At 64.7% G+C, this 25,093-nt stretch carries 22 protein-coding genes and 1 tRNA gene; 13 read left to right on the forward strand and 10 right to left on the reverse strand.

Going from position 1 to position 25,093, the window contains the following annotated elements; genetic code table 11:
• Positions 1-235: 235 nt before the first annotated feature.
• From K2Y42_RS11715 to K2Y42_RS11725, 3 genes are read left to right on the forward strand one after another with little or no spacing between them, the layout of a single operon-like run.
• Positions 236-1,366, forward strand: a complete 1,131-nt coding sequence (locus K2Y42_RS11715; protein WP_291152539.1) for an ABC transporter permease — start codon at positions 236-238, stop codon at positions 1,364-1,366.
• Entirely contained in the window at positions 1,363-2,112 is a 750-nt protein-coding gene (locus K2Y42_RS11720; protein WP_291152542.1) for an ABC transporter ATP-binding protein, read from the forward strand. Before K2Y42_RS11715 ends, K2Y42_RS11720 begins: the two co-directional genes overlap by 4 nt.
• The gene (locus K2Y42_RS11725) at positions 2,105-3,205 is read left to right on the forward strand and encodes an efflux RND transporter periplasmic adaptor subunit (protein WP_291152544.1); all 1,101 of its coding nucleotides are present in this window, start codon (positions 2,105-2,107) and stop codon (positions 3,203-3,205) included. Before K2Y42_RS11720 ends, K2Y42_RS11725 begins: the two co-directional genes overlap by 8 nt.
• Positions 3,206-3,277: 72 nt before the next feature.
• Here the strand turns inward: K2Y42_RS11725 and K2Y42_RS11730 are convergent, their stop codons facing one another.
• The 4 genes from K2Y42_RS11730 to bcsS form a co-directional block, all read right to left on the reverse strand.
• A complete protein-coding gene (locus tag K2Y42_RS11730; protein WP_291152546.1) occupies positions 3,278-6,382 on the reverse strand; it encodes an efflux RND transporter permease subunit in 3,105 nt (1,034 codons plus the stop codon).
• Positions 6,379-7,671: an efflux RND transporter periplasmic adaptor subunit gene (locus tag K2Y42_RS11735; protein ID WP_291152548.1), complete on the reverse strand. Its 1,293-nt coding sequence runs from the start codon at positions 7,669-7,671 to the stop codon at positions 6,379-6,381. Before K2Y42_RS11735 ends, K2Y42_RS11730 begins: the two co-directional genes overlap by 4 nt.
• 23 nt (positions 7,672-7,694) lie before the next feature.
• The gene (locus tag K2Y42_RS11740; protein ID WP_291152551.1) at positions 7,695-8,378 is read right to left on the reverse strand and encodes a TetR/AcrR family transcriptional regulator; all 684 of its coding nucleotides are present in this window, start codon (positions 8,376-8,378) and stop codon (positions 7,695-7,697) included.
• 430 nt (positions 8,379-8,808) lie between these two features.
• The gene (gene bcsS, locus K2Y42_RS11745; protein WP_291152553.1) at positions 8,809-9,690 is read right to left on the reverse strand and encodes a cellulose biosynthesis protein BcsS; all 882 of its coding nucleotides are present in this window, start codon (positions 9,688-9,690) and stop codon (positions 8,809-8,811) included.
• A 547-nt stretch (positions 9,691-10,237) separates the two neighbouring features.
• Here bcsS and murA point away from each other — a divergent pair.
• The gene (gene murA / locus K2Y42_RS11750) at positions 10,238-11,530 is read left to right on the forward strand and encodes a UDP-N-acetylglucosamine 1-carboxyvinyltransferase (RefSeq protein ID WP_291152555.1); all 1,293 of its coding nucleotides are present in this window, start codon (positions 10,238-10,240) and stop codon (positions 11,528-11,530) included.
• 28 nt (positions 11,531-11,558) lie between these two features.
• On the opposite strand, the gene K2Y42_RS11755 is transcribed toward murA, so the two are convergent.
• Entirely contained in the window at positions 11,559-11,930 is a 372-nt protein-coding gene (locus tag K2Y42_RS11755; RefSeq protein ID WP_291152556.1) for a Crp/Fnr family transcriptional regulator, read from the reverse strand.
• A 348-nt stretch (positions 11,931-12,278) separates the two neighbouring features.
• Between K2Y42_RS11755 and K2Y42_RS11760 the strand changes: the two genes are divergently transcribed.
• The 5 genes from K2Y42_RS11760 to K2Y42_RS11780 all read left to right on the forward strand — a co-directional run bounded on the left by K2Y42_RS11760 (position 12,279) and on the right by K2Y42_RS11780 (position 15,818).
• Positions 12,279-12,764 carry a DUF992 domain-containing protein gene (locus K2Y42_RS11760; protein ID WP_291152558.1) on the forward strand — a complete coding sequence of 162 codons (486 nt, stop codon included), beginning with the start codon at positions 12,279-12,281 and terminating at the stop codon, positions 12,762-12,764.
• A gap of 88 nt (positions 12,765-12,852) precedes the next feature.
• Complete coding sequence (locus K2Y42_RS11765; protein ID WP_291152560.1) at positions 12,853-13,344, forward strand: DUF2948 family protein; 492 nt, start codon at positions 12,853-12,855, stop codon at positions 13,342-13,344.
• 200 nt (positions 13,345-13,544) lie between these two features.
• Positions 13,545-14,849: a histidinol dehydrogenase gene (gene hisD / locus K2Y42_RS11770; protein ID WP_291152562.1), complete on the forward strand. Its 1,305-nt coding sequence runs from the start codon at positions 13,545-13,547 to the stop codon at positions 14,847-14,849.
• The gene (locus K2Y42_RS11775; RefSeq protein WP_291152564.1) at positions 14,846-15,352 is read left to right on the forward strand and encodes a UPF0262 family protein; all 507 of its coding nucleotides are present in this window, start codon (positions 14,846-14,848) and stop codon (positions 15,350-15,352) included. Before hisD ends, K2Y42_RS11775 begins: the two co-directional genes overlap by 4 nt.
• A gap of 4 nt (positions 15,353-15,356) precedes the next feature.
• Complete coding sequence (locus tag K2Y42_RS11780) at positions 15,357-15,818, forward strand: low molecular weight phosphatase family protein (protein ID WP_291152566.1); 462 nt, start codon at positions 15,357-15,359, stop codon at positions 15,816-15,818.
• A gap of 48 nt (positions 15,819-15,866) precedes the next feature.
• On the opposite strand, the gene K2Y42_RS11785 is transcribed toward K2Y42_RS11780, so the two are convergent.
• Together K2Y42_RS11785 and K2Y42_RS11790 are read right to left on the reverse strand one after the other, a co-directional pair.
• The gene (locus K2Y42_RS11785; protein ID WP_291152568.1) at positions 15,867-17,123 is read right to left on the reverse strand and encodes an adenylate/guanylate cyclase domain-containing protein; all 1,257 of its coding nucleotides are present in this window, start codon (positions 17,121-17,123) and stop codon (positions 15,867-15,869) included.
• Positions 17,124-17,189: 66 nt separating this feature from the next.
• The gene (locus K2Y42_RS11790; protein ID WP_291152571.1) at positions 17,190-17,885 is read right to left on the reverse strand and encodes a Crp/Fnr family transcriptional regulator; all 696 of its coding nucleotides are present in this window, start codon (positions 17,883-17,885) and stop codon (positions 17,190-17,192) included.
• 340 nt (positions 17,886-18,225) lie between these two features.
• On the opposite strand from K2Y42_RS11790, the gene K2Y42_RS11795 reads away from it, so the two are divergent.
• The 4 genes from K2Y42_RS11795 (at position 18,226) to K2Y42_RS11810 (ending at position 20,869) form a co-directional block, all read left to right on the forward strand.
• Entirely contained in the window at positions 18,226-18,972 is a 747-nt protein-coding gene (locus tag K2Y42_RS11795) for a Maf family nucleotide pyrophosphatase (protein ID WP_291152573.1), read from the forward strand.
• Positions 18,973-18,979: 7 nt separating this feature from the next.
• A complete protein-coding gene (gene yacG, locus K2Y42_RS11800; protein ID WP_291152576.1) occupies positions 18,980-19,231 on the forward strand; it encodes a DNA gyrase inhibitor YacG in 252 nt (83 codons plus the stop codon).
• Positions 19,232-19,384: 153 nt separating this feature from the next.
• A tRNA-Phe gene (locus tag K2Y42_RS11805) sits at positions 19,385-19,460 on the forward strand.
• Between the two features lie 392 nt (positions 19,461-19,852).
• Entirely contained in the window at positions 19,853-20,869 is a 1,017-nt protein-coding gene (locus K2Y42_RS11810) for a serine protease (RefSeq protein ID WP_291152577.1), read from the forward strand.
• Positions 20,870-20,904: 35 nt separating this feature from the next.
• Here the strand turns inward: K2Y42_RS11810 and modC are convergent, their stop codons facing one another.
• The 3 genes from modC to K2Y42_RS11825 form a co-directional block, all read right to left on the reverse strand.
• A complete protein-coding gene (gene modC / locus K2Y42_RS11815) occupies positions 20,905-21,996 on the reverse strand; it encodes a molybdenum ABC transporter ATP-binding protein (RefSeq protein WP_291152595.1) in 1,092 nt (363 codons plus the stop codon).
• Entirely contained in the window at positions 21,993-22,697 is a 705-nt protein-coding gene (gene modB / locus K2Y42_RS11820) for a molybdate ABC transporter permease subunit (protein WP_291154029.1), read from the reverse strand. Before modB ends, modC begins: the two co-directional genes overlap by 4 nt.
• Before the next feature lie 113 nt (positions 22,698-22,810).
• A complete protein-coding gene (locus K2Y42_RS11825) occupies positions 22,811-24,805 on the reverse strand; it encodes a nucleoside-diphosphate sugar epimerase/dehydratase (RefSeq protein ID WP_291152597.1) in 1,995 nt (664 codons plus the stop codon).
• Positions 24,806-25,093 lie beyond the last annotated feature (288 nt).

Consider the following 25,093-nt stretch of genomic DNA (forward strand, 5'->3'; position numbering starts at 1 on the left):
CTTTGTTTTTGAAGCTTTTCCGTGCCGGGGGTAGTGCGCAACACTTTCTAAGCCTATATTCCGGCACAACAGGCGGCCATAAAAGTCCGGATGTGCCTGTCGGATTGGGCCGCCCATTGCGCTCTGGCCATTCGACACGGCCCGGTTCGATTTTCCGCCAGTCCATCAGGTGCGCCACGTCCTTGTCAGCCCTGTTTCGTAAGCTAGTCCGGCAACCCGATCGGTTCTTGAGACCATGATTCTCACTCTCGCGTTCCGCAATCTTTTCCACGATCGGATCCGCTTGGCCGTCACGCTGGTCGGCATCCTGTTCTCGATCGTGCTGGTTGCGATCCAGCTCGGCATGTACCTCGGCTCGAGCCAGATGATCACGGCGATGATCGAGCGCTCGAACAGCGACCTCTGGATCACCGCATTCGGCGCCAAGAGCTTCGAGGAAGGCGGTATGCTGCTGTCCAACCGCGAGCGCCATCAGGCCCTCGCGACGCCCGGCGTGAAAGCCGTCGTGCCGCTGGTCGTCGCGTTCGCGGAATGGCGCAAGCCCGAGGGCGGATCGACCCGCGTCGTGCTCGTGGGCACGGATGCCGAGGACGGCGCGCTCGAACCGTGGTCGCTTGTGTCGGGCACCTGGCAGGACATCAAATCGCCCGACGCCATCTCGGCCGACGACACGTATTTCAAGGAACTCGGCATCGAGGGCATCGGCGATACGGCGCAGATCGCCATGGGGCGCGTGAAAGTGAAAGCGCTGACCCATCGCATTCGCTCGTTCACGCAGTCGCCCTACGTCTTCACGACGCTTTCGCGGGCGAGAAGCCTGCTCGGCACGGACAGCGACAAGGCGACGTTCTATCTCGTCCAGCTCGAACCCGGCGCCAATGTTGAAGCGGTGCGCCAGGAGCTGCGCAACCGGCTCGAAGGCGCCGAGGTTCTCACCAAGGCCGAATTCGAAGACCGCAGCTTGCGCCAATGGCTGTTCCGCACGGGCGCGGGCCTGGCGCTGATCGGCGGCGCGCTGCTCGGCATTCTCGTCGGCACGGTGATCGTGGCGCAGACGCTCTATTCGAGCACGAAGGATCATCTCAACGAATTCGCGACGCTGCGCGCGCTCGGATCGTCGTCGGGCTACATCTACAAAGTGATCCTGGCGCAGGCCGGGCTCAGCGCCGTGATCGGGTACGTGCTCGGAATTCTGATCTCGCTCGGCATTCTCTACATCAGCCGCAACACGCCTCTGCCGCTGGTGATGACGCCCGGGCTCGCAGGCGCTCTGTTCGGTCTCACGCTCTTCATGTCGGCAGTTTCCGCAATCTCGGCGATCATCAAGGTCACGAAGATCGATCCAGCCACGGTGTTCAGCAGATGACGATCCCGGTTCTCGAAGCAGAAAACGTCGTCAAGGAACTCGGCAAGGGCGCTGGCAAGGTGCAGGCCCTCAAGGGCGTGAACCTGTCGCTCGTCAAAGGCGAGCTGACGTTGCTGATGGGTCCGTCCGGCAGCGGCAAGACGACGTTGCTCTCCATTCTCGGCTGCATTCTCACGCCCACGTCGGGCATCGTGCGCGTCGCGGGAGAGGAAGTCGCTGGCAAGGGGCCAGAGGAGCTGGCGGAGCTGCGGCGCAAGCACATCGGCTTCATTTTCCAGTCGTACAATCTGTTTCCGACCCTTTCGGCGCTCGAGAACGTCCGCATCGCGCTCGACGTCATCGGGCGCAAGGGCTACCAGGCTTCGTCGCGCGCCGAAGAGGTGCTGCGCGAGGTCGGTCTCGGCAACAGGCTCCGGAATTATCCCTCCAATCTTTCAGGCGGAGAGCAGCAGCGCGTCGCCGTCGCACGCGCCATCGCGGCCTCGCCCTCGGTGGTGCTCGCGGACGAGCCGACCGCCGCTCTCGACAGTGAAAACGGTCACGCCGTGATGGCACTGCTGGCGCGCATCGCCAAGGACCAGAACCGCAGCGTTCTGGCCGTGACTCACGATCCCCGGACCCTCGGATACGCCGACCGCGTCGTGCGCATCGAGGACGGACTTATCGTCGGTGAGGAGCGCAGGCCCGCTGGCCTCGACGCGCCGGAAATCACCGACCTCACAAAGAGGCGCAAAGCGAATGGTTAAACTCGACCCCACATTCTCGGCTGTCGCCGCGGCCGCGGTGGCCGCGATCGCGACGAGCGTGATGCTGAACCAGCTCAGCCCGCGGCTTGCTGCCGAAACGCAGGTGATGGCCGGCGGAAACGCCTATGCGGCGGGCGAGAGCAAGACGCCGCCCGTTTGGGCCGCGTCCGCGACCGGACGCGTGGAGCCGAAGGACGGCGAGGTGCGCATCGCAGCCGAGATGCCAGGACGCATCGTCGAGGTGAGTGCAACCACCAACGATCAGGTGCAGGCCGGCGACGTGCTGGTGACGCTCGACGGCGGAGACCTGGCGCAGAAGCTCATCGCGGCCCAGTCCGAAGCGCTGGTGCGCGTGCTCGAACGCGACGAAGAGGCGGCGACCGGTCCTGCTCTCGAGCGGCGCAACGCCGAAGACGCGGTCAACACCTCGGAGCGGGCGCTGTTCCAGGCGCAGCAGGCATTCGATGCCGCTTACGTGGCGAGCAAGCGGGCCGGTGGCGACGCCACGCCCGTCAAGGCTGCCCGCGACGCTCTCGAAGAGGCGACCAAAAAAGTGCGCGCCGACAGGGAGGCCTTGGCGGCGGTGCTCGCCAAGCCGGACCAGCCGCTGCCGACGCGCGTCGAGTCTTCGCTGCTGGTCGCGCGCACGGATCTTTCGCAGGTCGAGAATGCCATTGACCGCACGCGCGTGCGCGCGCCGCAGGACGGCACCGTGCTCAACGTCTGGGCCAAGCCTGGCGAAATGGCCGCTCCCTCCAACGATGCCGCGCTCGTGCTGTTCGGCGATGTCTCGTCGATGCGTGTGCGCGCCGAGGTCGAGGAGCGCGACGTGACGAAGATCCGGGTCGGCCAGCGCGTCGTCGTGCGCGCAGACGGGTATCCGGACAAGGACTTCGAAGGTGTCGTGACGCAGGTTGCGCCCGCGCTCGGGCCGCCGCGCATCACCACGCGCGGGCCGCGCCGTCCGAACGACGTCGAGGTGCTCGAAGTTCTGATCGGGCTCGACGGCACGCCGCCGCTGCTCACCGGCATGCGGGTCGATGCCTTCTTCCGCCACGAAGCCTCGGCGTCGGCACAGCCCGTCAAAAAGTAGGCGCCCCCAGGAAGCGGCCGCCTTCCACGGCACCGTTTTCCACTTCTCTGACTTGTTGCATCCGGCGCGGGGTTACTCCGCCGGGTGTGGCGCCTTCGGGCGGGGAAGCAGGCGCGGCGCTTCCTCGGGCTCGTCGGCACTGCCGATCTGGCCGCTGAAGAAGTGCCAGATCCACTTCGCAAAGTCGTCCATCAGCGCGAACACGGCCGGCACAAACAAAAGGCTCAGCACGGTCGACGAAATCAGGCCGCCGATGACCGCAACGGCCATGGGCGCGCGGAACTCGCCGCCTGACTCCAAGGCCAGCGCTGACGGCAGCATGCCGCCGACCATGGCGATGGTCGTCATGATGATCGGGCGGGCGCGCTTGCGGCCTGCATCGATGATCGCTTCGTTGCGCTCGACACCGCGGCGGATTTCCTCGACCGCGAAGTCCACAAGCATGATGGCGTTCTTGGTCACGATGCCCATCAGCATCAGCACGCCGATGACGACGGGCAGACTGATCGAATCTCCGGTGATCGCGAGCGCTGTGATCGCGCCGCCGATCGAGAGCGGCAGCGAGAACAGGATCGTGATCGGCTGCAGGAAGCTCGCGAACAGAAGCACCAGCACGGCGTAGACCATCATCAGGCCGGAGCCCATGGCTTTCTCGAAGCTCTCGAACACCTCGCCCATGACCTCGGCGGCGCCGAACTGCTTGATCTCGACGCCTTCGGGCAAATCTTTTGCCGCGGGAAGCGCCATCACAGCGTCGACGGCGTCGCCCAGCGGCGTGCCCGTCACGAGGCCCGCACCGAGCACGATGCGCCGAGTGCGGTCATAGCGGTCGATGGCCGTCGGGCCCTGGCCATAGTCGAACGTGGCGACTGTCGAGAGCGGAACGGCGGCTCCGGAGGTCGTCGCGATCTTCAGCTCTTCGATCAGCTGGCGGCTCTCGCGCGCGCCCTCTTTCAACTGCACGCGGATCGGCACCTGGCGATCGCCGATGTCGAACTTGGCGAGGTTGGCGCCGACGTCGCCGATGGTTGCGATGCGCACGGTTTCGGAAATCGCCTCGGTGTTGACGCCGAGCTCGGCCGCTACTTCCGAACGCGGATAGACGCGCAGCTCAGGCCGATCCAGCTCGGCGGTCGAGACGACATTGACGAGGGATGGGACGCGTTTGGCCTGGCTCGTCAGGTCGGCTGCGACTTTCGTCACGGCGTCGCCGTCGCGTCCGGTGACGACGAGCTGGAACTGGCGCTGGCCGTCGTCCTCGACGAAGAAGTAGCGGATATCGGGCATATCCGAGATGTCGCGTCCAATTTCTTCCTGGATCTGGCTTTGCTTGAGCTTGCGCTCGTCGCGCGGCTTCAGCGTGATGATCAGGGTTGCCTTGCGGACTTCCTCGCCGCTGCCGAGCAGCGTGCCGCCGATGACGAAAACGTTGTCGACGTCGGCGCGCGCCTTGATCCTGCGCGTCACTTCGGTGGTGGTGCGGTCGGTGTCGCCGATGCGGGAGCCGGGCGGCAACTCGACGCCGAGCAGCATGCGGCCCGAGTCTTCCTGCGGAATGAAGCCCTTGGGGATGAGGTAGAAGCTCCCGATCGACGCAAAGAAAATCAGGAATCCGAGAGCAACCGTCTTGATGCGGTGGCGCACCGACCAGCCGACGATGCGCGTGTAGGTGCGCATCAGGCGCCCTTCCTCGGGGGCCGATCCGTGGGGTCGCATGAAGTAGGCGGCGAGCAGCGGCGTGATGAGCCGCGCGACAAGCAACGAGAAGAAGACGGCGGCGGCGACGACGAGACCGAACTGCTTGAAATATTGCCCGGCGATGCCGCCCATGAACGAGACCGGCGTGAACACCGCGATGATCGTGGCCGTGATGGCGATGACCGCCAAGCCGATTTCGTCGGCCGCCTCGAGGGAGGCGCGGTAGGGCGATTTGCCCATCTGGATATGACGGACGATGTTCTCGATTTCCACGATCGCGTCGTCGACCAGGATGCCGGTGACGATGGTGATGGCGAGAAGGCTGATGAGGTTCAACGAGAAGCCCATCGCCTCCATGGCCCAGAAGGCAGGGATGATCGACAGCGGCAGCGCGATGGCGGCGATGACCGTGGCGCGCAAGTCGCGCAGGAAGATGAACACCACCACGATCGCCAGCACGGCGCCTTCGAGCAGCGTCTTCATCGTCGATTGGTAGACGCCGAAGGTGTAGTCGACCGTGTTGTCGATGCGCTTCAGCGCGACATCCGGGTAGAGCTTCTTGATTTCCTCGATCTTGTCGGCGGTGGCGGCCGCGACAGTCGTATCGCTCTCGCCCTTGGCGCGGGAAATGGAAAACGCCACGATGCTCTGGCCGTCGAGCTTGGCGTAAGTGCGCGGCTCCTCGATGGTGTCGGTCACGGTGCCCAACTGGTCGAGCCGCACCTTCCGACCGCCCGGCAGCGCAATGGCGGTCTGAGCGAGCTCGACGACCGTCTGCTTGCTGGCAAGCGTGCGGATGGCCTGCTCGCGTCCGGCAATTTCGCCGCGTCCGCCCGCGAGATTGACGTTCGAGGCGCGGACCTGGCGATTGACGTCGCCGGCTGTCACGCCATAGGCGAGCAGGCGGTCCGGATCGAGGTTGACGCGGATCTCGCGCAGCACGCCGCCAATACGCCTCACCTCCGACACACCCTTCACGCCCTGCAGCAGGCGAACCAGCGTGTCGTCCACGAACCACGACAGCTCCTCGGGCGTCATGGCGGGGGCGCTGGCTGCATACGTGACGATGGGCAGACCTTCGATCTCGACGCGCGTAACGACCGGCTCCTCAATGGTCCGCGGCAGATCGGTGCGGATGCGCTGCACGGCATCCTTGATGTCGTTCAAGGCACGGTCGGGGTCGATTTCGAGGCGAAACTCCACCGTCGTCACGGACGACCCTTCGGTCACGGACGAGGTGATGTGCTTGACGCCGTTGATGCCGGCGATGGCATCCTCGACCCGCTTCGTGACCTGCGTTTCGAGCTCAGAGGGCGCGGCGCCGGACTGGTAGATGCGCGCCTGAATGATCGGCAAGTCGATGTTCGGAAACTTCGTGACCGGCAACGACCGGAAGCTCGCGAGGCCGAGGACCAGAAGCACGAGGAACAGAACGAGCGAGGGAACGGGGTGGCGGATGGACCAGGCGGAAATGTTCATCGCATGGCCTCGCGGTCAACCGCGTTCGTGCCGGTGGTCGTGGTATGGCCCTTGCTGCTGAGGACCGCATCGGGCTCGACGGGGCGCACGGCGTCGCCGTCACGCAGGAACGTGCCGGCCTTGGCGACAACGAGATCGCCGCTCGTAAGACCGCTCGTCACGGCGATCATGCCGGCGGTCTCAAGCCCGGTTTTGACGGCGTGCGTCGAGACCTTGCCGTCGGAGACAACCTGCACGCTCGGCCCGTCGTTCGAATAGAGCACGGCGGAAAGCGGCACGGCGATGCCGCGGCCGCGCCCCGTCTCGATGGTGCCGCGTCCGAACGCGCCGACCTTGAGCTCAGGATGGCCGCTGCCGAGGAAGATGCGAACGTGGCCGAGGCGCGTCGCCTTATCGACTTCCTCCGCCACGAGGCGAACCGTTCCTTCGACTTCCTGCCCGCTGGCGGAGGTAACGCGCGCTTTCTGGCCAGCCTTCACTTTCCAGAGATGCGTTTCGGCCACGTCGGCATTCAGCTCGATTTCTCCGTTCTGGATGATGCGAAACATCGGATCACCGCCGGAGAACGAATTGCCGAGCGCGAGACCGCCGATGCGCGCGCCACGGCGGCTGACGATGCCATCAGCCGGAGCGCGGACCTCGGCGCGGTCGAGACGCCATTGCAGCTCGCGGCCCTGCGCTTCGGCCTGAACCAGCTCGGCTTCCGCCTGGGCGAGCCCGCCTTTGGCCGACGCGAGCTGGGCTTCTGCCGATTTGGCGGCCAGCTCTCGCTGATCGAGGACGCTTTCGGAGAGGTACTGCGATTTCGCCAGCGGCTTTGCGCGTTCGAACTGCGACTTTGCCTCCGCGACTCGTGCTTCCATTTCCTTGATCTGGCTCTTGGCGCGCTCGATCGATGCGGACGCGCTGCCGCGGGCCGCCTTGTTCGCCGCGAGCTGGGCTTCAAGCTGATCGGTGACGAGCACGGCCAGGAGATCGCCTTTCTTGACGCGGTCGCCTTCCTCGGCATTCAGCTCGAGCACGCGCAGGCCATCGACCTCGGGGGCGACGATGATTTCTTCACGCGGGGCGAAAGAGCCCGTGATCATCACCGTTTCGACGAAGTCCGCTTCGACGGCCTTCACCACCGAGACGGCAGGTGCCGGCACCACGTCCTTGGTCTCGGCGACTGCGGCGGCTTCCGGCTTGGCGCGGTGGGCCGCCAGATAGGGCTCCAGCATGCCAAACTGATGCGCCATCAGGGCGGCGCCGAGGATGGCCAGAACGAAGATGAAAACGCGCGTTTTCATGGTGCTCACTCGTTTCAAGGCGCTCATTGGGCGGCCTCGGATTTGACTTTCGCTTTGGGTGCGGGCGCTTTGGGCGCGGGCGAGGCGGTGCCTGCGGCACTTGCGGCGCGATTCTCGACGGGGTTGAGGAGCGCGCTCACGAGGCCGACAAGCACGGGCAGCAATTTCTGCGCATCGAATGCGGGATCCACGGCGCGACGCCAGAACAGGCCATCGCCCAGCAGCGAGACAACCTCGGCCAGCGTGCGCGCATCGTGCGCCGGGGCAATCTTGCCGTCCTGCTCGGCGCGCTCGAAAATCCGCTCGAAATTCTGACGGCAGAATTCGTCGACGGAATAGAACGTCTCGCCCACGGCGGGATTGCGGGTCGCCTCGCAGCCGATCTCGATGTTGAGCACTCGCTTATGGGGCGGCTCTTCGATGGCGTAGTGCTCGCCGAGCTTCGAGAGAGCGGAGAGCAAATCCGGAGCATCCGATAGCTCCGCAAGCTTCGCGGCGAGCTTGGTGCGATCACGCTCGACGATGCCGGCGATCAAGTCCTCTTTGGAGGAAAAGTACACATAGAGCGCGCCGGGACTGATGCCGGCTTCCTTGCAGATGTCCTGCATCGTGCAGCGGTGAAAGCCGGAGCGCGCGAAGCACAGCTCCGCAGCATCGAGGATGCGCGCGCGGCGCGCTTGTTGTGTGGCAGGTGTGAGCTTGGGCATCTGAGACGCTTTCCGACCGGGCTCCGAGTGTCGCCGGGCCCGCAATTCCGGGCTGTTCCCTGTGAAACAAAACGAATGTTCGTTTTGTTTGTTGACTCGGAATGTGGCTGCGTCAAGGCACTTTTGGTCTCGCGTGGCGTCTCGTCCGGCCTTGCTCGTGCGGCTGATTATCCGCTTGCTGGTAAAACTGTCTGCGGGCGCCATCCTCGGGCTTGTCCCGAGGGTCCAGGGCTCAGCACGGGAAAGCGGTCCGCAATCGAGGCGCGGCGTATCCACCCCATCCGCTCTTCGTCATCGCTGCGCGATGGATCCTAGGCACAAGGCCTAGGATGACAGTGAGGTGTGGCGGCGCCATGAGCACGGGCGGTCGGAATCCGCGCAAGCTTCATGCGGGTGATTGGCGCGCTCTGGGATGGCTCGGACGGCCCGGTCAGAACTGGGTGAGCCAGTTGACTGTTGCGTAGGGCGAGAGTTCGGTGCCGTCGTCGCCTAAGGAGTCGCCCAGCACACCCACGCCCAACGACGCTTCGCCCGTTCCCCACTCGTAGCGGGCGAACACCCCGGCGCGCGCATAGTCGAGCAGCTCGGCCCGGCCGTCGTCAGTCGGGTCGCGCAAGCACCCCGAGACGCTGGGGCCCTGCATGCGGCATTCGCCCTGGGAGTCGAGGTTGAGGCCGCCTTCGAGGCCGAGCGACAGCTTCGGCCAGACGCGATAGCCAAGCCGGGTGCGCGCCGTGCGCGTGTTGTGCGCGGAGGTCCAGGACAAATCGAGCGAACCCCAGCCGCGCTCGCCCATGTTGAGCCACAGCTCGACAACGCCCTTGATGCCGACCTCTTCGCCAATCGCCACGGTTTCCTCGTCTTTCGGCGAGATCTCGTGACTGATGATGGCGGCGCCGACGAAGCCCTTCGCCGTCAGCTCGCCATAGCGCGCGAGGTAGCCCACCAGAATGTCGGCGAAATAGGTTTGCGCGGTCAGATGCGTTGCTCGGGGGCGCCGCCTCGGATCAGGCGTCACGTCCGCGTCGCGGTCGTAGCTGTAGCCGCCGTAGCCGCCCGCCGCGCGGAAGCGCAGGCCGGGATCATGAATGCCGCTCCACGGCGCCAGAGTGACGCCGGAGTACAGGAGCCAGACGTTGGAGGCGACGTCGGCCCCAACCCAAGCCTGGCGGCCGCTTTCCGGCTTCTGGTCGGCCGTGGCCGGAAGGGGGGCGAGGGCTGCGGCAGCAGCGATCAGGGGCCACGCGCCAAGGCGGCGGCACAACGCGCAGCAGCGAACACTTTGCCCCCAACCCCACATGACGCGCGACACGGCGAAGTTGCAAAGGCATCAGCAAAGACCGTTAAGGTTAATCCTGTCAATGATTGTCAGATAACAAATTGATGATATCAATCATAAGTTGCATGTCGGTATTGATTGCCATTTCCGGCTGCCCGCCTCTCCGGTATTGGCTTCCGGCGTTCGCCGGGGATAGGGTCGTGCGTCCGATCTCAAGGTTCACGCAGCCCTGTCCATGACGTCCAAGCCCCCAAACCCGCCCCGTCCGCCGACCCGGGAAGACAGGCTCGCCAAGGCCTTGCGCGAAAATCTCGCGCGCCGCAAAGCGCTGGTACGGACCAGAAAAGCCCAAGCCGAGGGGGAAGGCCCGGCGCCCGAGGACGTCGCCGGAGACCCGGCAAACCCTGGGGACGACGGCGGACCGTTGTGACTTCGCGAAGAACAGCGATTGCGCAGACCAGCCGGGACCGACTAGTCATCTCAGCCATGATCCCATTCACGACCTCCGACGGCGGCACCATGCGCCTCTCTCGACGCGCGCATCGGCCCCACGATCCAACATCATAAGGGCCTCACACGCATGGACCGCATCAAGATCACCGGTGGCGCGCGGCTCCAGGGATCGATCCCGATCTCGGGAGCAAAGAACGCCGCTTTGCCGCTGATGATCGCGTCGCTGCTCACCGATGACCGGCTGACGCTCAAGAACGTGCCCAACCTGGCGGACGTCAACCTGCTGGCGCGCATCCTGCGCAACCACGGCGTGGATCTCGCCGTGGACGGCAAGCGGGCCGGCGGCACGGCGCACCTGGGCGAGACGTTCCATCTCACGGCGCGCGACATCTCCGATACCACCGCGCCCTACGAGCTCGTGTCGCGCATGCGGGCGAGCTTCTGGGTGCTGGGTCCGCTCGTGGCGCGCATGGGACAGGCCAAGGTTTCGCTGCCGGGCGGATGCGCCATCGGCACGCGGCCGGTGGACCTTCACCTGCAGGGCCTGAAGAAGCTCGGCGCGGAAATCGAGATCGACGCCGGATACGTCATTGCCCGGGCGCCGAAAGGCCTCACCGGCGGGCACGTGATCTTCCCGATGGTTTCGGTCGGCGCGACGCACAACGTGCTGCTCGCCGCGACCTTGGCCAAGGGCGAGACCGTGATCGAGAATGCCGCGCGCGAGCCGGAAATCGGCGACGTCGCCAACTGCCTCGTCAAGATGGGCGCGGAGATCGACGGCATAGGCACCTCGACGCTGCGCGTGCAGGGCAAGTCGCGCCTCGAAGGCGCGGTACACGCCGTGCTGCCCGACCGCATCGAAACGGGCACGTTCGCGTTTGCGGTCGCGGCGACGGGCGGCGATGTGGTGCTGCAGGGAACGCGGCGCGACCTGCTGTCGACGGCGCTGGAAACCCTGGCCCTCACGGGGGCTTCCGTGACGGACACCGAAGACGGCCTGCGCATCGTTCGCAACGGCGCGGGCCTTGCGCCAGTCAGCGTGGAAACGCAGCCGTTTCCGGGCTTTCCGACCGACCTGCAGGCGCAGCTCATGGCGCTCATGGCGCGCGCCGAGGGCTCAAGCGTGATCCGCGAAACGATCTTCGAAAACCGGTTCATGCACGTGCAGGAGCTGGCGCGTCTCGGCGCGGACATCAAGCTGCACGGCGACACGGCGACGATCCACGGCGTGAAGGCGCTGCGCGGCGCGCCTGTCATGGCGACCGACTTGCGCGCGTCCGTCTCGCTGGTGATCGCGGGCCTGATGGCGGAAGGCGAGACGACGATCAACCGCGTCTACCACCTCGATCGCGGCTTCGAGCGGCTCGAAGAAAAGCTGTCGCGTTGCGGCGCGCAGATCGAGCGTCTGTCGGCGGGATAGCGCCCGGCGCTTGCGGCAGCGATAGCCTTCACAGGCTCTTGTTCATGCGGCGGATGCGGGTCGCAAGCTGGCGCATGACGTAGAGCGAGAAAGCGGGATTGTGCCGCACAAGCTCAAGGAACGTGTCGCGATTGATGAGCGCGAGCTCGGTCGGCTCGGCCGCGATGGCGGCCGCAGAGCGCGGCGCGTTGTCGATCAGCGCCAGCTCGCCGAAGGTCCCGTGCAGACCGACGTTTTCGAGCACAGTGCCGAAGGTGACGATGCTGACCTTGCCCTCGATGACGAGGTACATGAAGTCGCCAGGATCTTCCTCGAGGAAGATTTTCTCGCCCGGTGCATAGCGTTTCAGGGGAATCTTGAAACGCTCGAGAAAGTCGAAGTCGAAGGGCGCGCCCCACATGGCCGAACTCCACACCGGACCCTTGCCGATGATCACCGGCGACCGTCAAATTATAGCTCGGCCGCGGCCGCGTGTCGCCGGGCCTCGCGCGGCGGGGCCAGACTATTTGGCAATGCCAAGCGGCTCGGACCTTGCGCGCGCAAGCTTGAGCGGGGCGAAAAAGACGGTTACTCGTTCAGCTTGCCGCAGGTTCTCGCTTGCTTTGCCCGGCTGCCGCCATACTTTAAGATCATTGAGTAAGGTCAAAGACCTAAGGCGCAAAGTCGGTCACGCCTCAAGGCCACAAGGCCGGGCGCGGAGCGAAATTTTTGTTTGGGCGGAAGCCCAGTGACCGATCGGGAGACTCACGTGAAACCAATTGCAACGACGCTCGCAGCTTCGACACTCGCATCTCTTGCGGCCGTGATGCTGATGGGGACGGGCCCCGCGCTCGCGCAAGCCAAGATCCGCGCCGGCACGCTGACGTGCTCGGGCGGCGCAGGCGTCGGGCTCGTGCTCGGATCGAAGAAGCAGTACTCGTGCACCTACGAATCCGCTTCGGGCCGGCATTCGGAAAACTACGCGGCATCGATCACGAAGATCGGCCTCGACATCGGCGTGACCGAGAACAGCGTCATCGTGTGGACGGTGCTCGCATCGACCGACGCGATCCAGCCGCGCGGCCTCACCGGCAACTACGCCGGCGCATCGGCCGACGTTGCTCTGGGCCTCGGCGGCGGCGCGAAGGTGCTGGTCGGCGGATCCAACCAATCGATCGTCCTGCAGCCGCTCAGCGTGCAGGGACAGACCGGACTGAACCTCGCGATCGGCGTGGCGGAGCTTTCGATCCGTTAACGGGCTGGCGTGTATGCAAGACCGGCGGGCATGTCCGTTGCGCGCCCGCTAACTCCCCGTGGTCTTGCCCCGAAAGAGATCCAAGCCAATGGCCGACCTCAAACTGATCGCGTTCGATGACGAAGATCTCGCCATCATCGGAGCCCATCTCCAGGATGCGGTGATCCGGGTCGAGGACATGGCTTACCTCAAAGCTGACCGGCGGTTCGCGCTCGTCGTCAATCGCTTCGACTGGAGCCTTGCGGTCAAAGCCGAGACGGCCAAGTCGAAGTCCGGGGCGAAGTCTGGCAAGTCCAAGTCGAAATCCAAGCTCGAACGGTTCGTTCGGAGGCGGGCGGGCGTGCGCGTGGAGCACGTGCGGGGCGCGCAGGTTTCCGGCATCGACCTCCTGCAGAAGGACCAGGTGCTCTCCCTCTTAACCTTGACGTTCGAGCCGGGCGAGGCGCCCCAGGGCACGATGCTGCTGACGTTTGCGGGCGGCGGACGCATCCGGCTCGAGGTGGACTGCATCGAGGCCGCCATGACGGACCTCGGAGCGGCCTGGGAAACTCAGCGCAAGCCCGAGCACGCCGGGGACTAGCGCCTAGCGCGCCCGGCCGCAGCCCGGGAACCGCCTCCCGGATCCCACATTCAAAGTTGCGCAAGCCTGTGACTCAAGTGCGCTTTCGCCTTCGGCGGGGGTCGCCTATAACGGGCGCGTCTCTTTGCGCCGGTGGCGCAGGTTCGGTTGCGCCGGTGGCGCGGTTTTAATTGCGCTTGTGGCGCGTATACGGAGCTTCAATGCCGCTGCGGCTGACATCGTCGGATTCCGGCTTCGCCACCGCCTTCGAGGCGTTCCTCGCCACGAAGCGGGAAACGTCCGACGATGTGGACGTGGCCGTGCGCGCCATCGTTGCCGACGTCCGCACCCGCGGCGACCAGGCGCTGATCGATCTCTCGCGGAAGTTCGATTCCGTCGACCTCGCCCAGCGCGGCATTCGCGTGACGGCCGGCGAGGTTGAGGACGCGTTCCGCGCCTGCAGCCCGGACACGCTGGACGCGCTCGCCTTCGCGAGCGACCGCATCACGTCCCATCATCAGCGTCATCTGCCGTCCAGCGAGGCCTACACCGACGCCGCCGGCGTGACGCTGGGGCACCGGTGGACGGCGGTCGACTCCGCCGGCCTCTACGTGCCGGGCGGGCTCGCGTCCTATCCCAGCTCCGTGCTGATGAACGCAATTCCGGCCAAGGTGGCCGGCGTCGAGCGGCTCGTCATGGTGGTGCCGTCGCCGCGCGGCGAGCTCAACCCGCTCGTGCTGGCCGCCGCCAAGATGGCGGGCGTCGAGGAAATCTATCGCGTGGGCGGCGCCCAGAGCATCGCCGCGCTCGCCTACGGCACCGAGACCATCCGCCCCGTGGTCAAGATCGTCGGCCCGGGCAACGCCTATGTGGCAGCTGCCAAGCGGCAGGTGTTCGGCACCGTGGGGATCGACAGCATCGCCGGGCCGTCGGAAGTGCTGGTGATCGCCGATCGCTTCAACGATCCGGAGTGGATCGCAGCTGACCTGCTGGCGCAAGCCGAGCACGACACGGCGGCGCAGTCGATCCTGATGACGGACGACGCCGCGTTTGCCGACGCGGTCGCCACGGCCGTCGAGCGGCAGCTCCAGGAGCTTCCGAAGCGCGACATCGCATCGGCGAGCTGGCGCGACTTCGGCGCGATCATCCTGCTGTCGTCGCTCGAAGAGGCCCCCGCGCTCGCCGACCGCATCGCGGCTGAGCATCTCGAAATCGCGACCCGCGATCCGGACGCTCTCGGCGCGCGCATCCGCAACGCCGGCGCGCTGTTCCTTGGCGCCTATACGCCTGAAGTGATCGGCGACTATGTCTCCGGCTCCAATCACGTTCTGCCGACGGCGCGCAGCGCGCGCTTCTCGTCGGGACTCGGAGTTCTCGATTTCATGAAGCGCACGTCGATCCTCAAGCTCGACGAAGGTTCGCTCGGAAAGCTCGCTCCCGCCGCCATGACGCTGGCCGCCGCCGAGGGGCTCGACGCCCATCGCCGCTCCGTCGCCATCCGGCTTTCGAAAAGGGACAAGGCATGATCGAAGCATCGTCCGAGCCCGTCGCGACCACGCACAGGCTGAGCGAAGTTCTGCTCGACCCAGCATCGATCGGGCGCGGCAATGCCAACATCGAGCACGAGCGCGAAGTCGCGATCTACGATCTGCTGGACGAGAACTCGTTCGAGCTCGAAGGACGCGAGGACGGGCCTTACAAGCTGACGATCGGCATCGTGGACGACAGGCTGGCGTTGTCGGTCTATGCGGCGTCCGGATCGCAGGACGAACCTCTCGTCACCCACCTGCTTTCGATGACGCCGTTCAAGCGCATCATGAAGGACTACTTCCTGGTGCTCGACAGCTACTACCAGGCCATCCGGACGGCACAGCCGTCGCGCATCCAGGCCATCGACGTCGGGAGGCGTGGCCTCCACGACGAAGGCAGCCGCGTTCTCATCGAGCGGCTGGACGGCAAGATCACTCTCGATTTCGACACCGCGCGCCGCCTTTTCACTCTGATATCGGCCCTGCACTGGAAAGGTTAGTGGCGTGGACCGCGAGCGCGAAGCGCCTCGTTCGGTGCTATTTGCGTGCGCCTTGAACGCCGTGCGCAGCCCCATGGCCGCAGCCATCCTGCAGCACCTTATCGGCGGGCGCATCCATGTTGCCTCGGCGGGGGTGAGGGCCGGACTGCTCGACCCTTATGCCGTGGCCGTCATGGACGAGATCGGCATCGACATGTCGGACCATGAGCCTGCGCCGCTCAACGCGATCGAGGGCGAGACATTCGACCTGATTGTCACGCTGTCGCCGGAAGCGCATCACCACGGCGTGGAGCTGACCCGCGTCATTCCCGCCGAGATCGAATACTGGCCGACGCCCGACGCGACCGTGATGCTCGAAAGTGGAGACCGCGAGCAGATCATGACCGCGTACCGGGCCGTGCGGGATTCGCTGTTCCAACGCGTCAAGACGCGCTTCCTGCCGGCCGGCGGCGGTCCTTCGATCTAGCGTGTCCTGAGTTCGCCCGTGACGGAGACGGCGCGGGAGAGCGCCAGCTCAGAGCATTGCGCGCGGCGCAGGTTTCCGCTCTGCGAGCAGGAACCAGGTGGTCTGCTTGCCGACGCCCTTGATGTCGATTTCACCGCGCGGCTCGAACTCGAAGTCGCGGGCCAGCAGCGCATAGGTGTCGGGACAGACGTGAATGCGGCCGGGCACCGACGTGTTTTCCAGCCGCGCGGCGAGATTCACGGCGTCGCCCCAGATGTCGTAGCTGAACTTCTGCCGCCCGATCACGCCGGCCATGACCGGGCCGGTCGCGAGCCCCATGCGCATGGTGATCTGGTAGCCGGTCGCAGCGCGCACCTCGTCCACGGACTTTTGCATGTCGAGCGCCATGCGCGCGAGGCGGGCGGCGAAGTCCGGGGTCGGCACCGGCACGCCTGAGGCGACCATGTAAGCGTCGCCAATCGTCTTGATCTTCTCCACGCCGTGGCGCTCGGCCAGATCGTCGAACATGGTGACGAGCGTGTTGAGCAGCGACACCGTCTCTCCGGCGCCGAGGCTGCGCGCGAGGGCGACGAAGCCGGAAATGTCCGCAAAGAGCGTCGAGGTGTCCGTGAAGGTATCCGCGACGTGCTCGGCAGGCTTCTCCTTCAGGCGCTCGACGATGGAGTCGGGCAGGATGTTGCGCAGCAGCGCTTCGGTTTCGGCCTTGGCATTTTCCGCCAGCCGGAACGAATAGAATACCGCGGCCGCGATCAGGCCGAAGGTGGTGATGGCGGCCTGCACGTAGAGGGAATCTAGAACGTTCTGATCGGTGGGCAGGGCTGGAACTGGAAACCAGAACCAGCACACGATGTGCAGCACCAGCGCGACGAGGATCGACGGCAGGATCAGCCAGACGCGGCCCAACCCGTAAACGACGAACGCAGCAGCCGAGAAGGCGATGTACTGGATGTGCAGTCCCGAGTCGCGCCCAAGATAGTATGTGAGGGCGAACAGCGCGGCGCATTCGGTGATCAAGATCAGCAACGCGGCCGCCACGGGGCCGAAGCGGTGCACCAGCGGCACGGCGGCGACGATCACCACGATGGCGAAGTTGATGTGGATGATCGGCCAGAAGCGGTCGTAGTCGAGGAAGGTCTGCTGGAGCGCATAGATCAGCGTCGTGACCACGATCAGGTAGGCGATCATGTTCAGGATCATGAGGCGGCGCTGCGTATCCGGCGGATAGCCGTGCGTGCCGGCCTTTGCCAGGCGGTTCAGCCCGTGGCCGAGATCAGCCAGCCGGTGCGACGGCCACAAACGGATCACGGATCTTCCGGGCCGCGATGCGGGGTCCAACCCAGGCTCCTTCGGTGGCGGCACGTGCACGCCCCCTCATGATCCTGCGGTGTCTTCGAGCTCGTCGATATCGCAGGTAAAGCGGCTCTCCTTGCGCTCGATGGCGCCGCGGTCTTCCAGCATGGCAAGCGCCGCGTTCACCTTCGGACGGCTGGCGCCGATGAGGAGCGCAAGCTCGCTTTGCGAGATCGGGAGATCGAGGACCACTTTCGCGCCCGGCTTGAACTCGGACTTCTGGCGTGCGGCGGCCAGGAAAAAGCGGGCGAGGCGGACTTCGATGGGGTAGAGCGCGATGCCTTCGAGCTGGTGGTCGGCCTCGCGAACGCGGCTGCACAGGAACTTGATGACCGACTCGCGCACGATGCTGCGCTGCTCGATCAGGCGGTTCAGCGCGCCTTTCGAAAGCGTCATGACCGTGACCTTGGTGACGGCGGTGGCGTCGGCGGTTCTGACGCCGCCATCCAGAACGGAGATTTCGCCAAAGACCTGCCCGGGCTCGGAATGGGCAAACGACAGCTCCCGGCCCTCGGCCGTCAGAACGGAGAGCCGGACGCGGCCGGCCGTCACGAGATAGATGTCGCGGCCGGCGTCGCCGCGCGCGAAGATGGACTGTCCCGCGTCGTAGGACGTTTCACGCATCTCCTGCGCGACAGCCTTCTTGTCGCCCTCCTCGAGGGCCCCGAACAGCGCCGTCCGGCCCAGCATTTCGAGTAGAGCTTCCTTGGAGATCATTGCGTGCTCCAGACCGCAGCCAAACGCCGTGCTTTGCACGGCGACCATTGCCGTGCCCCGCACAGCCATCGATCACCGTGCTCCGCACAGCTACCAATCACGGCGCGGAGTTTCGCGGGAACCGGGAGGAATGGCAACGTGCTTCTTGCTTTTCGGGGAAGCTCTCTGCATTCTCCGCTCGGAATTCAAAGGGGTTTCTTGTCGTCACCCCGCGTTTCGGGGCTCCGCCCCTGCCCTCGTTCCGTCATAGTCGCGCGTCCAAGTCTGGCTGTGGCTCGCGTGTCCCGCCACAGCCTTGCACGCACATCATGCCCGTTCGTAACATCTGAAGCGGACCCCCATGAGCTCGGTCAAGGCCGGTTTCCTCTCCTCCTTCAAGCGCACCGACAGTCCGCGCCGTGAAACGCTCCGGCGCGAGCTTGCCCGGGAGCGTGCCCGCGAGGGCGGCCCGCCGGGCGCGCACAAGCTCGTGCTTGCAAGCGCAAGCCCGCGCCGGTTGACGCTGCTCGCCCAGGCCGGGATCGAGCCCGTTGCGCTGCGGCCGGCCAGCATCGATGAAACCGCGCGCCTCGCGGAGATGCCTCGCTCGCTCGCCACGCGGCTGGCGCGATCCAAGGCGGAGACGGCGCGCGACCAGATCGCCAACGATACGGATATCGCCGACGCCTACGTGCTGGCGGCGGATACGGTTGTCTCCGTCGGGCGGCGCGTGTTCGGAAAGCCCGAGCACATCGAGGAGGCCGTCGCGACGCTGGAACGGCTATCCGGGCGTTCGCACCGCGTTTTGACGGGCGTCTGCCTCATCACTCCGGACGACCGCATCCGCACCAAGATCATCGACACGCGCGTGCGCTTCAAGCATCTCACCAAGCCCGAGATCGAGGCGTACATCGCCTCGCGCGAGTGGCGCGGCAAAGCGGGCGGGTATGCGATCCAAGGGCTCGCGGGCTGTTTCGTGCGCACCATCACGGGATCCTACACGAACGTCGTCGGCCTGCCGCTGACGGAGGTCGTGAGCATGTTGATCGGCGAAGGCTTCCCGGTGCATTTCAACTGGCTCCGCGCTGCGGAGGCCGATGCCGAATGAGGCCGGCATGACGACGCCCGACGATCCAAACGCGCCAAAGGCGCCCGGCGGGCGATGCCCGATCTGCGGCAAGCCGACGGTTCATGCGATCCGCCCCTTCTGCTCGGCGCGCTGCGCCGACATCGACCTCGGCCGGTGGGTCGGAGGCGGCTACGTCATCGCCGGCGGCGAAAGCGATGCGGACGAAGACGGCGACGAGAGCATCGCCAAGGAGCTGGGCTCGCTCGACCACGGCGAGGATCCCGACGAGGAGCGTTGAGGACCGTTTCGGAAGGCCTGCCAGCCGCAACCACCTGCCCGCGCATCATTTTAGCGTTCTCGCGGGGCGCGGCGGAAAAGCGCTTCACACTTCAACTGAACCACTCTATAAAGCCCGAGCTTTCGACGGCGATGCCGTCTCTCAAAGCAAAAAGCCCAGGTAGCTCAGTTGGTAGAGCATGCGACTGAAAATCGCAGTGTCGGGTGTTCAATTCACCCCCTGGGCACCATTCTCCCGTCCTGCACTTAGCTGATCTCCCACACACACCCCTCACGCACCTAGCGATCCGCACGCTCCCGCTCGGCTGACGCCTCGCTCTTTCCCCACCCTCGACACACTCGCAGGCTCATGTTCATCGTCCTCGGCTACGCCTCGGATGAAGGTACGCGACTACCAACTAAGCTACCTTGGCCCCCGCTTGAGAACGAGATGCTGGCACAGGAGAAACAAAGGTGTGAATGCCCGTCATCCCTTCCCTTAGCGTTGCTGCTTGTCAGTATAAAATTTGCTCTTTCAGCAGAGCAAGCCTGACGCGAGTGGGGTTAGGTGGGTCGGCGCCCGGCCCTTCCGGCCTTGGATTCGCCGCTCAAAATCCCTCATAGAAATTTCAAGCGGGGTTAGATGAGCCGAGGAACCTTCTTAGACCACCAGTTGTCTCGCCGTAGGCCAGACATTGATGCGATCATTGATTTTTTAGACCTATACATACTTCACAAATCGCAATTCGACATCGTAGCGGATCAACTCGATGCACAGCGGGATGTTCGTGAACTTCTGAAACTCGGCCTCTTTGATGCACAGCGTGTAATTGATTTTCACCTGAAACTGCATAATCTCACATCCACAACCCATTCCGGTGAACTGATACGCCATGCACTGCAGCGGCTCGTTGAATATGGTCTTATCGAGCGCCTCCCAAAAACGAGCCGCGGAGATGACCAATTCAGGCCAATAAATGCGTCAGCCAACATATGGTCGCGCTCACTGGCTGAAAACATTTGCTACTCAATCGACTTCTTGATCGACAAATACAGGCCGTCGATACCTTTCATCGAAGTCCGCCTGAAGAATGGAGATTTGGGTATTGGAACGGGTTTTTTATTGCGTCATCCTTCTGGTCAGTGCTTCATAATAACTAATAAGCATGTCGCGGAGGGTGAGCAAATTGATACTATTTTGGCAATAGAGGCCGAAGGACATGCTTATGGATGGACAAGGCTTACTTTGTCTAGTCGATTCGATCTCGCTGCCATTGACGTGACCCCGCCACCTGGAGCGCATGGTTTCATCGTAAGCAGAGGCAAAGTTCTTCAGGACGTAATAGCATTTGGATATCCAAAGATCGCCGTTGCGGAGAAGCCTTTCTTGATGGCTCATCGAGGGCAGATCAATGGCAACGTCGTGAACAAGTTCGATCGCAACGAGTATCATGCGATCTCTTGTTCTGTCGCTCCTGGAAATAGCGGGGGGCCAATAATCTTAGAGCATGGAGGTGTGGTTGGTGTGGTTGTCCAATCGAGCGAATTTCGATCGGCCAGTGACGTTGTTGGCACTCATCATTTGGCCGTTCCAGCCGATAGCTTGATTCAGTTCCTGACCGATGAAGTTCATGTCGGCGAACCAAATACTGATTCATAGACACGGTCGAGGAAACGGCACCGTGGCTGCCCCGATCAGAACGACCCGACCGCACGCTCGTCGATGGCCACGGCCTTGACCAGGGCATAGACCTCGCGTCCTTCCGTCAGCCCGAGATCGGCGACGGCGAGGCGGGTCAGGAGCGCCGAAATTTTATCTCCGCCGTCGAGCTCCACTACGACCAGCGCCGAGGCGTCGTCGCCCAGCGCCACGCTCCGCACGCGCCCCTTCAAGGCCGTTCTGACGCTCAGGCCATGGGGATGCTCGATCGCCAGCGTGACGTTTGTTGCGCGCACGGCGACGCGCAGCGATTTTCCCGGCGGCCCGAACTGGCTCGGCAGCGTGATCTCTCCGGCGGGATGGGCCAGCACCGTCATGCCGTAGTCCGGCAGCTCGCGGACAGCGGTGCCGGTCAGGAACGATACCAACTCGAAGCGGTCGCCGCCTGCCTCCGGAAGGGCGCTCGCGAAGACGTCGGCCGGTGGGCCCTCGGCGACGACGCGGCCCTGCGAGAGGCGTACCACCTTGGTGGCGAGGCGCGCGACCTCCTCGATGGCGTGCGAGACATAGATCATCGGCAGCGCCAGCTCGTCTCGCAGACGCTCGATGAAGGGCAGGATGTCGAGTTTGCGATCGGCATCGAGCGAGGCCAGCGGCTCGTCCATGATCAACAGATGCGGAGACGCAAGAAGCGCGCGGCCGATGGCGACGCGCTGGCGTTCGCCGCCCGAGAGCGTCGACGGGCGCGCGCCCAGAAGATGGCCGATGCCGAGCAGATCGACCACGGCGTCGAAGCCTGCGATGGAGGTGTCGTCCGGCGTGAAGTAGCGCCCGTAGTCGAGGTTCTGCCGCACGGTGAGATGCGGCAGGAGCTGGCCGTCCTGAAACACGAAACCAACGCGCCGGCGGTGGACGGGCGTGCGAACCCGCGCATCCGTATCCACCAGCACCCGGCCGCCTACGACGATGCGGCCGCTGTCGGGATGATCGAGACCGGCGATCAGCTTGGCGATCGTCGTCTTGCCTGAGCCCGACGGGCCGAACAGCGCCAGGCAGCCGCTCGCGGCGTTGAAGCTCGCGTCTAGGGTGAAGCGCGGGCGAGCGAGGCGGCAGGAGAATTCGATCATTCGAAGCCCGCTCTGCGCTGGCCGGCGCGCCGGCTCATGATCTCGGACGCGATGAGGGCCGCAAACGAAATGACGACGGCAACGACCGAGAGGCGGAAGGCGCCGGCTTCACCACCTGGTGTCTGGGTGTAGGCGTAGATGGCGCCGGGAATGGTCTGCGTCTCGCCTGGAATGTTGGAAACAAATGTAATGGTGGCGCCGAATTCGCCCATCGCCTTGGCGAAGGCCAGCATGGCGCCCGCGATGATGCCCGGCAGCGCCAAGGGAAAGGTGACGGTGAAGAACACCCACAAAGGCGAGGCGCCGAGGGTGGCGGCGGCGTCCTCACTCCGCCGGTCGATTGCGTCCATCGAAAGGCGGATGGCGCGCACCATCAGCGGGAAGCTCATGATGGCGGCAGCCAGCGCGGCCCCCGTCCAGCGAAACGACAGGACAATGCCGAAGGTCTGCTCCAGAAACGCGCCGAAGGTGCCGCGGCGCCCGAATAGCACCAGGAGGATGTAGCCGGTGACAACGGGGGGCAGGACGAGCGGCAGGTGGACGAGGCCGTCCAGCACGATCTTGCCCGGGAAGCGGGCGCGCGAAAGGATGTAGGCGACCAGGATGCCGAACGGCAGGCTCACCAGCATCGCCACGGTGGCGACGCGCAGCGAGAGCTTGATGGCCACCATCTCTTCCGGCGTTATCGCCCACATGCCGATTTCTGCTTCCGCTGACATGCGGCCGGCGCGATAGTCAGCATCCGGCCGGCCCTAGCTCGGCGCGCATCTTCGCGCACGGCCTCGCCGTTGCTAACAACTGCTGTCGATGTTGGTCAATGCAGCGTTTGGGGAACGACGTCGACCCAGTGCGTTTCGGCCGTCGCGGCCGGCCGCTCGGGGGCCGTGTGGGGAGTATGGCGGTAGCCTTCGACCGTCCGCAGAAGGACGGCGCGTGCCGTCGTCATGTCGCGGGCCGCCATGGCGGCCCGCAGGCCGTCCAGCTCTTTCTTGAGCTCGGCGGATTCGAGGAAGGGCTCATCCGACTTGAAGATCCGCGGGTGCTCCGTCGCCTCCGTGTGGGCGCCGATCAGAAGCTCCTCATAGAGCTTCTCGCCCGGACGCAGGCCGGAATAGACGATCTCGATATCGCCGTTCGGATTGTTGTCGTCGCGCACTTCGAGGTTCGACAGGCGCACCATCAGACGCGCGAGGTCGTCAATGCGGACGGGGTCGCCCATCTGCAGCACGAACACCTCGCCGCCCTTGGCCATGGAGCCGGCCTGCACGACGAGGGCGGCGGCTTCCGGTATCGACATGAAATAGCGCGTCACCTCGGGATGGGTGACGGTGATCGGCCCGCCGGCACGGATCTGCTGGCGGAAGCGGGGTACGACGGAACCCGAGCTGTCGAGCACGTTGCCAAAGCGTACGACGGTGAAGACCGTGGACGACTGCTCCGCCGCCATCGCCTGCAAAACGAGCTCGGCGAGCCGCTTGCTTGCGCCCATCGTGTTGGTGGGGCGAACGGCTTTGTCTGTCGAGATCAGAACGAAGCGCTCGACACCGGCGTCGCGCGCGCATTCCGCGACGATGCGGGTGCCGAACACGTTGTTGTCGAGTCCTGCGACCGGGTTGTGCTCGACGAGCGGCACATGCTTGTAGGCGGCCGCGTGGAAGATCGTCTCTATGGCGTTCTCGACGATCGTTTCCTTGACGAGCTTGGCATCGAGCACGGTGCCCAGCACGGAGCGGATCTTTGGCCGTGGCGTACCTTCCGGGAACCCGGCGACGAGCTCCGTCACTTCCAGCTCGATCTTGTAGAGAGCGGGCTCCGACACATCGAACAGCACGATCTGGCGCGGACCCTGGCTGATCACCTGGCGAACCAGCTCCGAGCCGATCGAACCGCCCGCACCGGTGACAAGAATGGACTTGCCCTTGGTATTGCGGGTCATCAGCTCCATGTTCGGCTTGACCGGATCGCGCCCGAGCAAGTCGCCTACTTCCACGTCGCGCAAGTCATTCACGTCGACCTTGCCGGAGGCGATGTCTTCGTAGGCCGGCAGCACCTTTACGGCGACCGGCAGGCGCTCGAGCGAGCGCAGCACATCGCGGCGGTCGCGACGATGCGGAATGGCGACCAGCACCTCGCAAACGCCCTCGCGCTCGACGAGCCGCGGGAGGCGGTTGGGCGCGTAGACCTTCACGCCGTTGACGTACTGGCGCCATAGCGTCGGCGAGTTGTCGATGAAGCCCACAATCTGACGATCGCGCGCGCGCCGCACGTTGACCAAGAGCTCAAGACCCATGTGGCCCGCGCCATAGATCATGGTCGGCTTCGGCGGCACCTTGGGCGCCATGAGCGGCAAGCGGATGTCGATACTTTCGAGAGCGAACTTGATCGCGTAGCGCGTCAGGGTCAGGAACATCGCCGCGCACAGGCCAAACGGAATGATGACCGAGCGGGGAATGCTGTTCTGGCCGGTGAGGAAGACGATAAGCGACCAGATGAGCGTCGCCAGGCCGACCGCCATCCAGACCTGGGTGGTGCCGCGAGATCCGATGAAGCGCGTTACGAGGCGATAGACGCCGAACCACCACAGGGTCGCACAAACGATCAGCGGGGCGGCAACAAGCAGCGCGATCGTGGCCGCGCTCTTCGGCACATAGCCCACCCCGAGACGGAAGGCGTGTGCCAGCCACAAGGCAAAGCTCAAAGCGATGAGGTCGACGACAACGAGGACGGCACGCTTGTGGTAACGAGGCTTGTTCAGAAGCCAAGCACGTAGGCGAGCGGGCACGCCGCCCATGTCACGCTTCGATGTCAACGTCTGTCCTCAACCCATACAGCGCTGCGCGAGCAGCAACACCGGTTCGCAATAGGTTCCCGCCAGGCTTTGCTGAGCATCTGCGTCGGAGCTCAATCCTGTTCTGGGGCGCGTTCGCGATCCGAATTTGCGCCAGAAGAGCATTTGGGACCCGACTCGCCCTCCGGTGGAAGCGTATTCACATATCGCCTTGACGTTACCCGAACACACCGTGACGGCAAACGTGAATCGGCCCTTCGGCCGCAAAAAAGTACGTCGACTGTTGAATATCTCTATTCAATTGATAAA

Origin of the sequence: Hyphomicrobium sp. (assembly GCF_019744875.1) — a bacterium.
Taxonomy (GTDB): domain Bacteria; phylum Pseudomonadota; class Alphaproteobacteria; order Rhizobiales; family Hyphomicrobiaceae; genus Hyphomicrobium_C.

Excerpts from the sequence above, each read along its gene's own strand:
- hisD (WP_291152562.1), top strand. The coding sequence starts at position 13,545 with ATGCCGCTGCGGCTGACATCGTCGGATTCCGGCTTCGCCACCGCCTTC.
- K2Y42_RS11730 (WP_291152546.1), bottom strand. The coding sequence starts at position 6,382 with ATGAACATTTCCGCCTGGTCCATCCGCCACCCCGTTCCCTCGCTCGTT.
- K2Y42_RS11720 (WP_291152542.1), top strand. The coding sequence starts at position 1,363 with ATGACGATCCCGGTTCTCGAAGCAGAAAACGTCGTCAAGGAACTCGGC.
- K2Y42_RS11725 (WP_291152544.1), top strand. The coding sequence starts at position 2,105 with ATGGTTAAACTCGACCCCACATTCTCGGCTGTCGCCGCGGCCGCGGTG.
- K2Y42_RS11790 (WP_291152571.1), bottom strand. The coding sequence starts at position 17,885 with ATGATCTCCAAGGAAGCTCTACTCGAAATGCTGGGCCGGACGGCGCTG.
- K2Y42_RS11740 (WP_291152551.1), bottom strand. The coding sequence starts at position 8,378 with ATGCCCAAGCTCACACCTGCCACACAACAAGCGCGCCGCGCGCGCATC.
- K2Y42_RS11795 (WP_291152573.1), top strand. The coding sequence starts at position 18,226 with ATGAGCTCGGTCAAGGCCGGTTTCCTCTCCTCCTTCAAGCGCACCGAC.
- yacG (WP_291152576.1), top strand. The coding sequence starts at position 18,980 with ATGACGACGCCCGACGATCCAAACGCGCCAAAGGCGCCCGGCGGGCGA.
- murA (WP_291152555.1), top strand. The coding sequence starts at position 10,238 with ATGGACCGCATCAAGATCACCGGTGGCGCGCGGCTCCAGGGATCGATC.
- modC (WP_291152595.1), bottom strand. The coding sequence starts at position 21,996 with ATGATCGAATTCTCCTGCCGCCTCGCTCGCCCGCGCTTCACCCTAGAC.
- K2Y42_RS11810 (WP_291152577.1), top strand. The coding sequence starts at position 19,853 with ATGAGCCGAGGAACCTTCTTAGACCACCAGTTGTCTCGCCGTAGGCCA.
- K2Y42_RS11775 (WP_291152564.1), top strand. The coding sequence starts at position 14,846 with ATGATCGAAGCATCGTCCGAGCCCGTCGCGACCACGCACAGGCTGAGC.
- K2Y42_RS11715 (WP_291152539.1), top strand. The coding sequence starts at position 236 with ATGATTCTCACTCTCGCGTTCCGCAATCTTTTCCACGATCGGATCCGC.
- K2Y42_RS11735 (WP_291152548.1), bottom strand. The coding sequence starts at position 7,671 with ATGAAAACGCGCGTTTTCATCTTCGTTCTGGCCATCCTCGGCGCCGCC.
- K2Y42_RS11755 (WP_291152556.1), bottom strand. The coding sequence starts at position 11,930 with ATGTGGGGCGCGCCCTTCGACTTCGACTTTCTCGAGCGTTTCAAGATT.
- K2Y42_RS11765 (WP_291152560.1), top strand. The coding sequence starts at position 12,853 with ATGGCCGACCTCAAACTGATCGCGTTCGATGACGAAGATCTCGCCATC.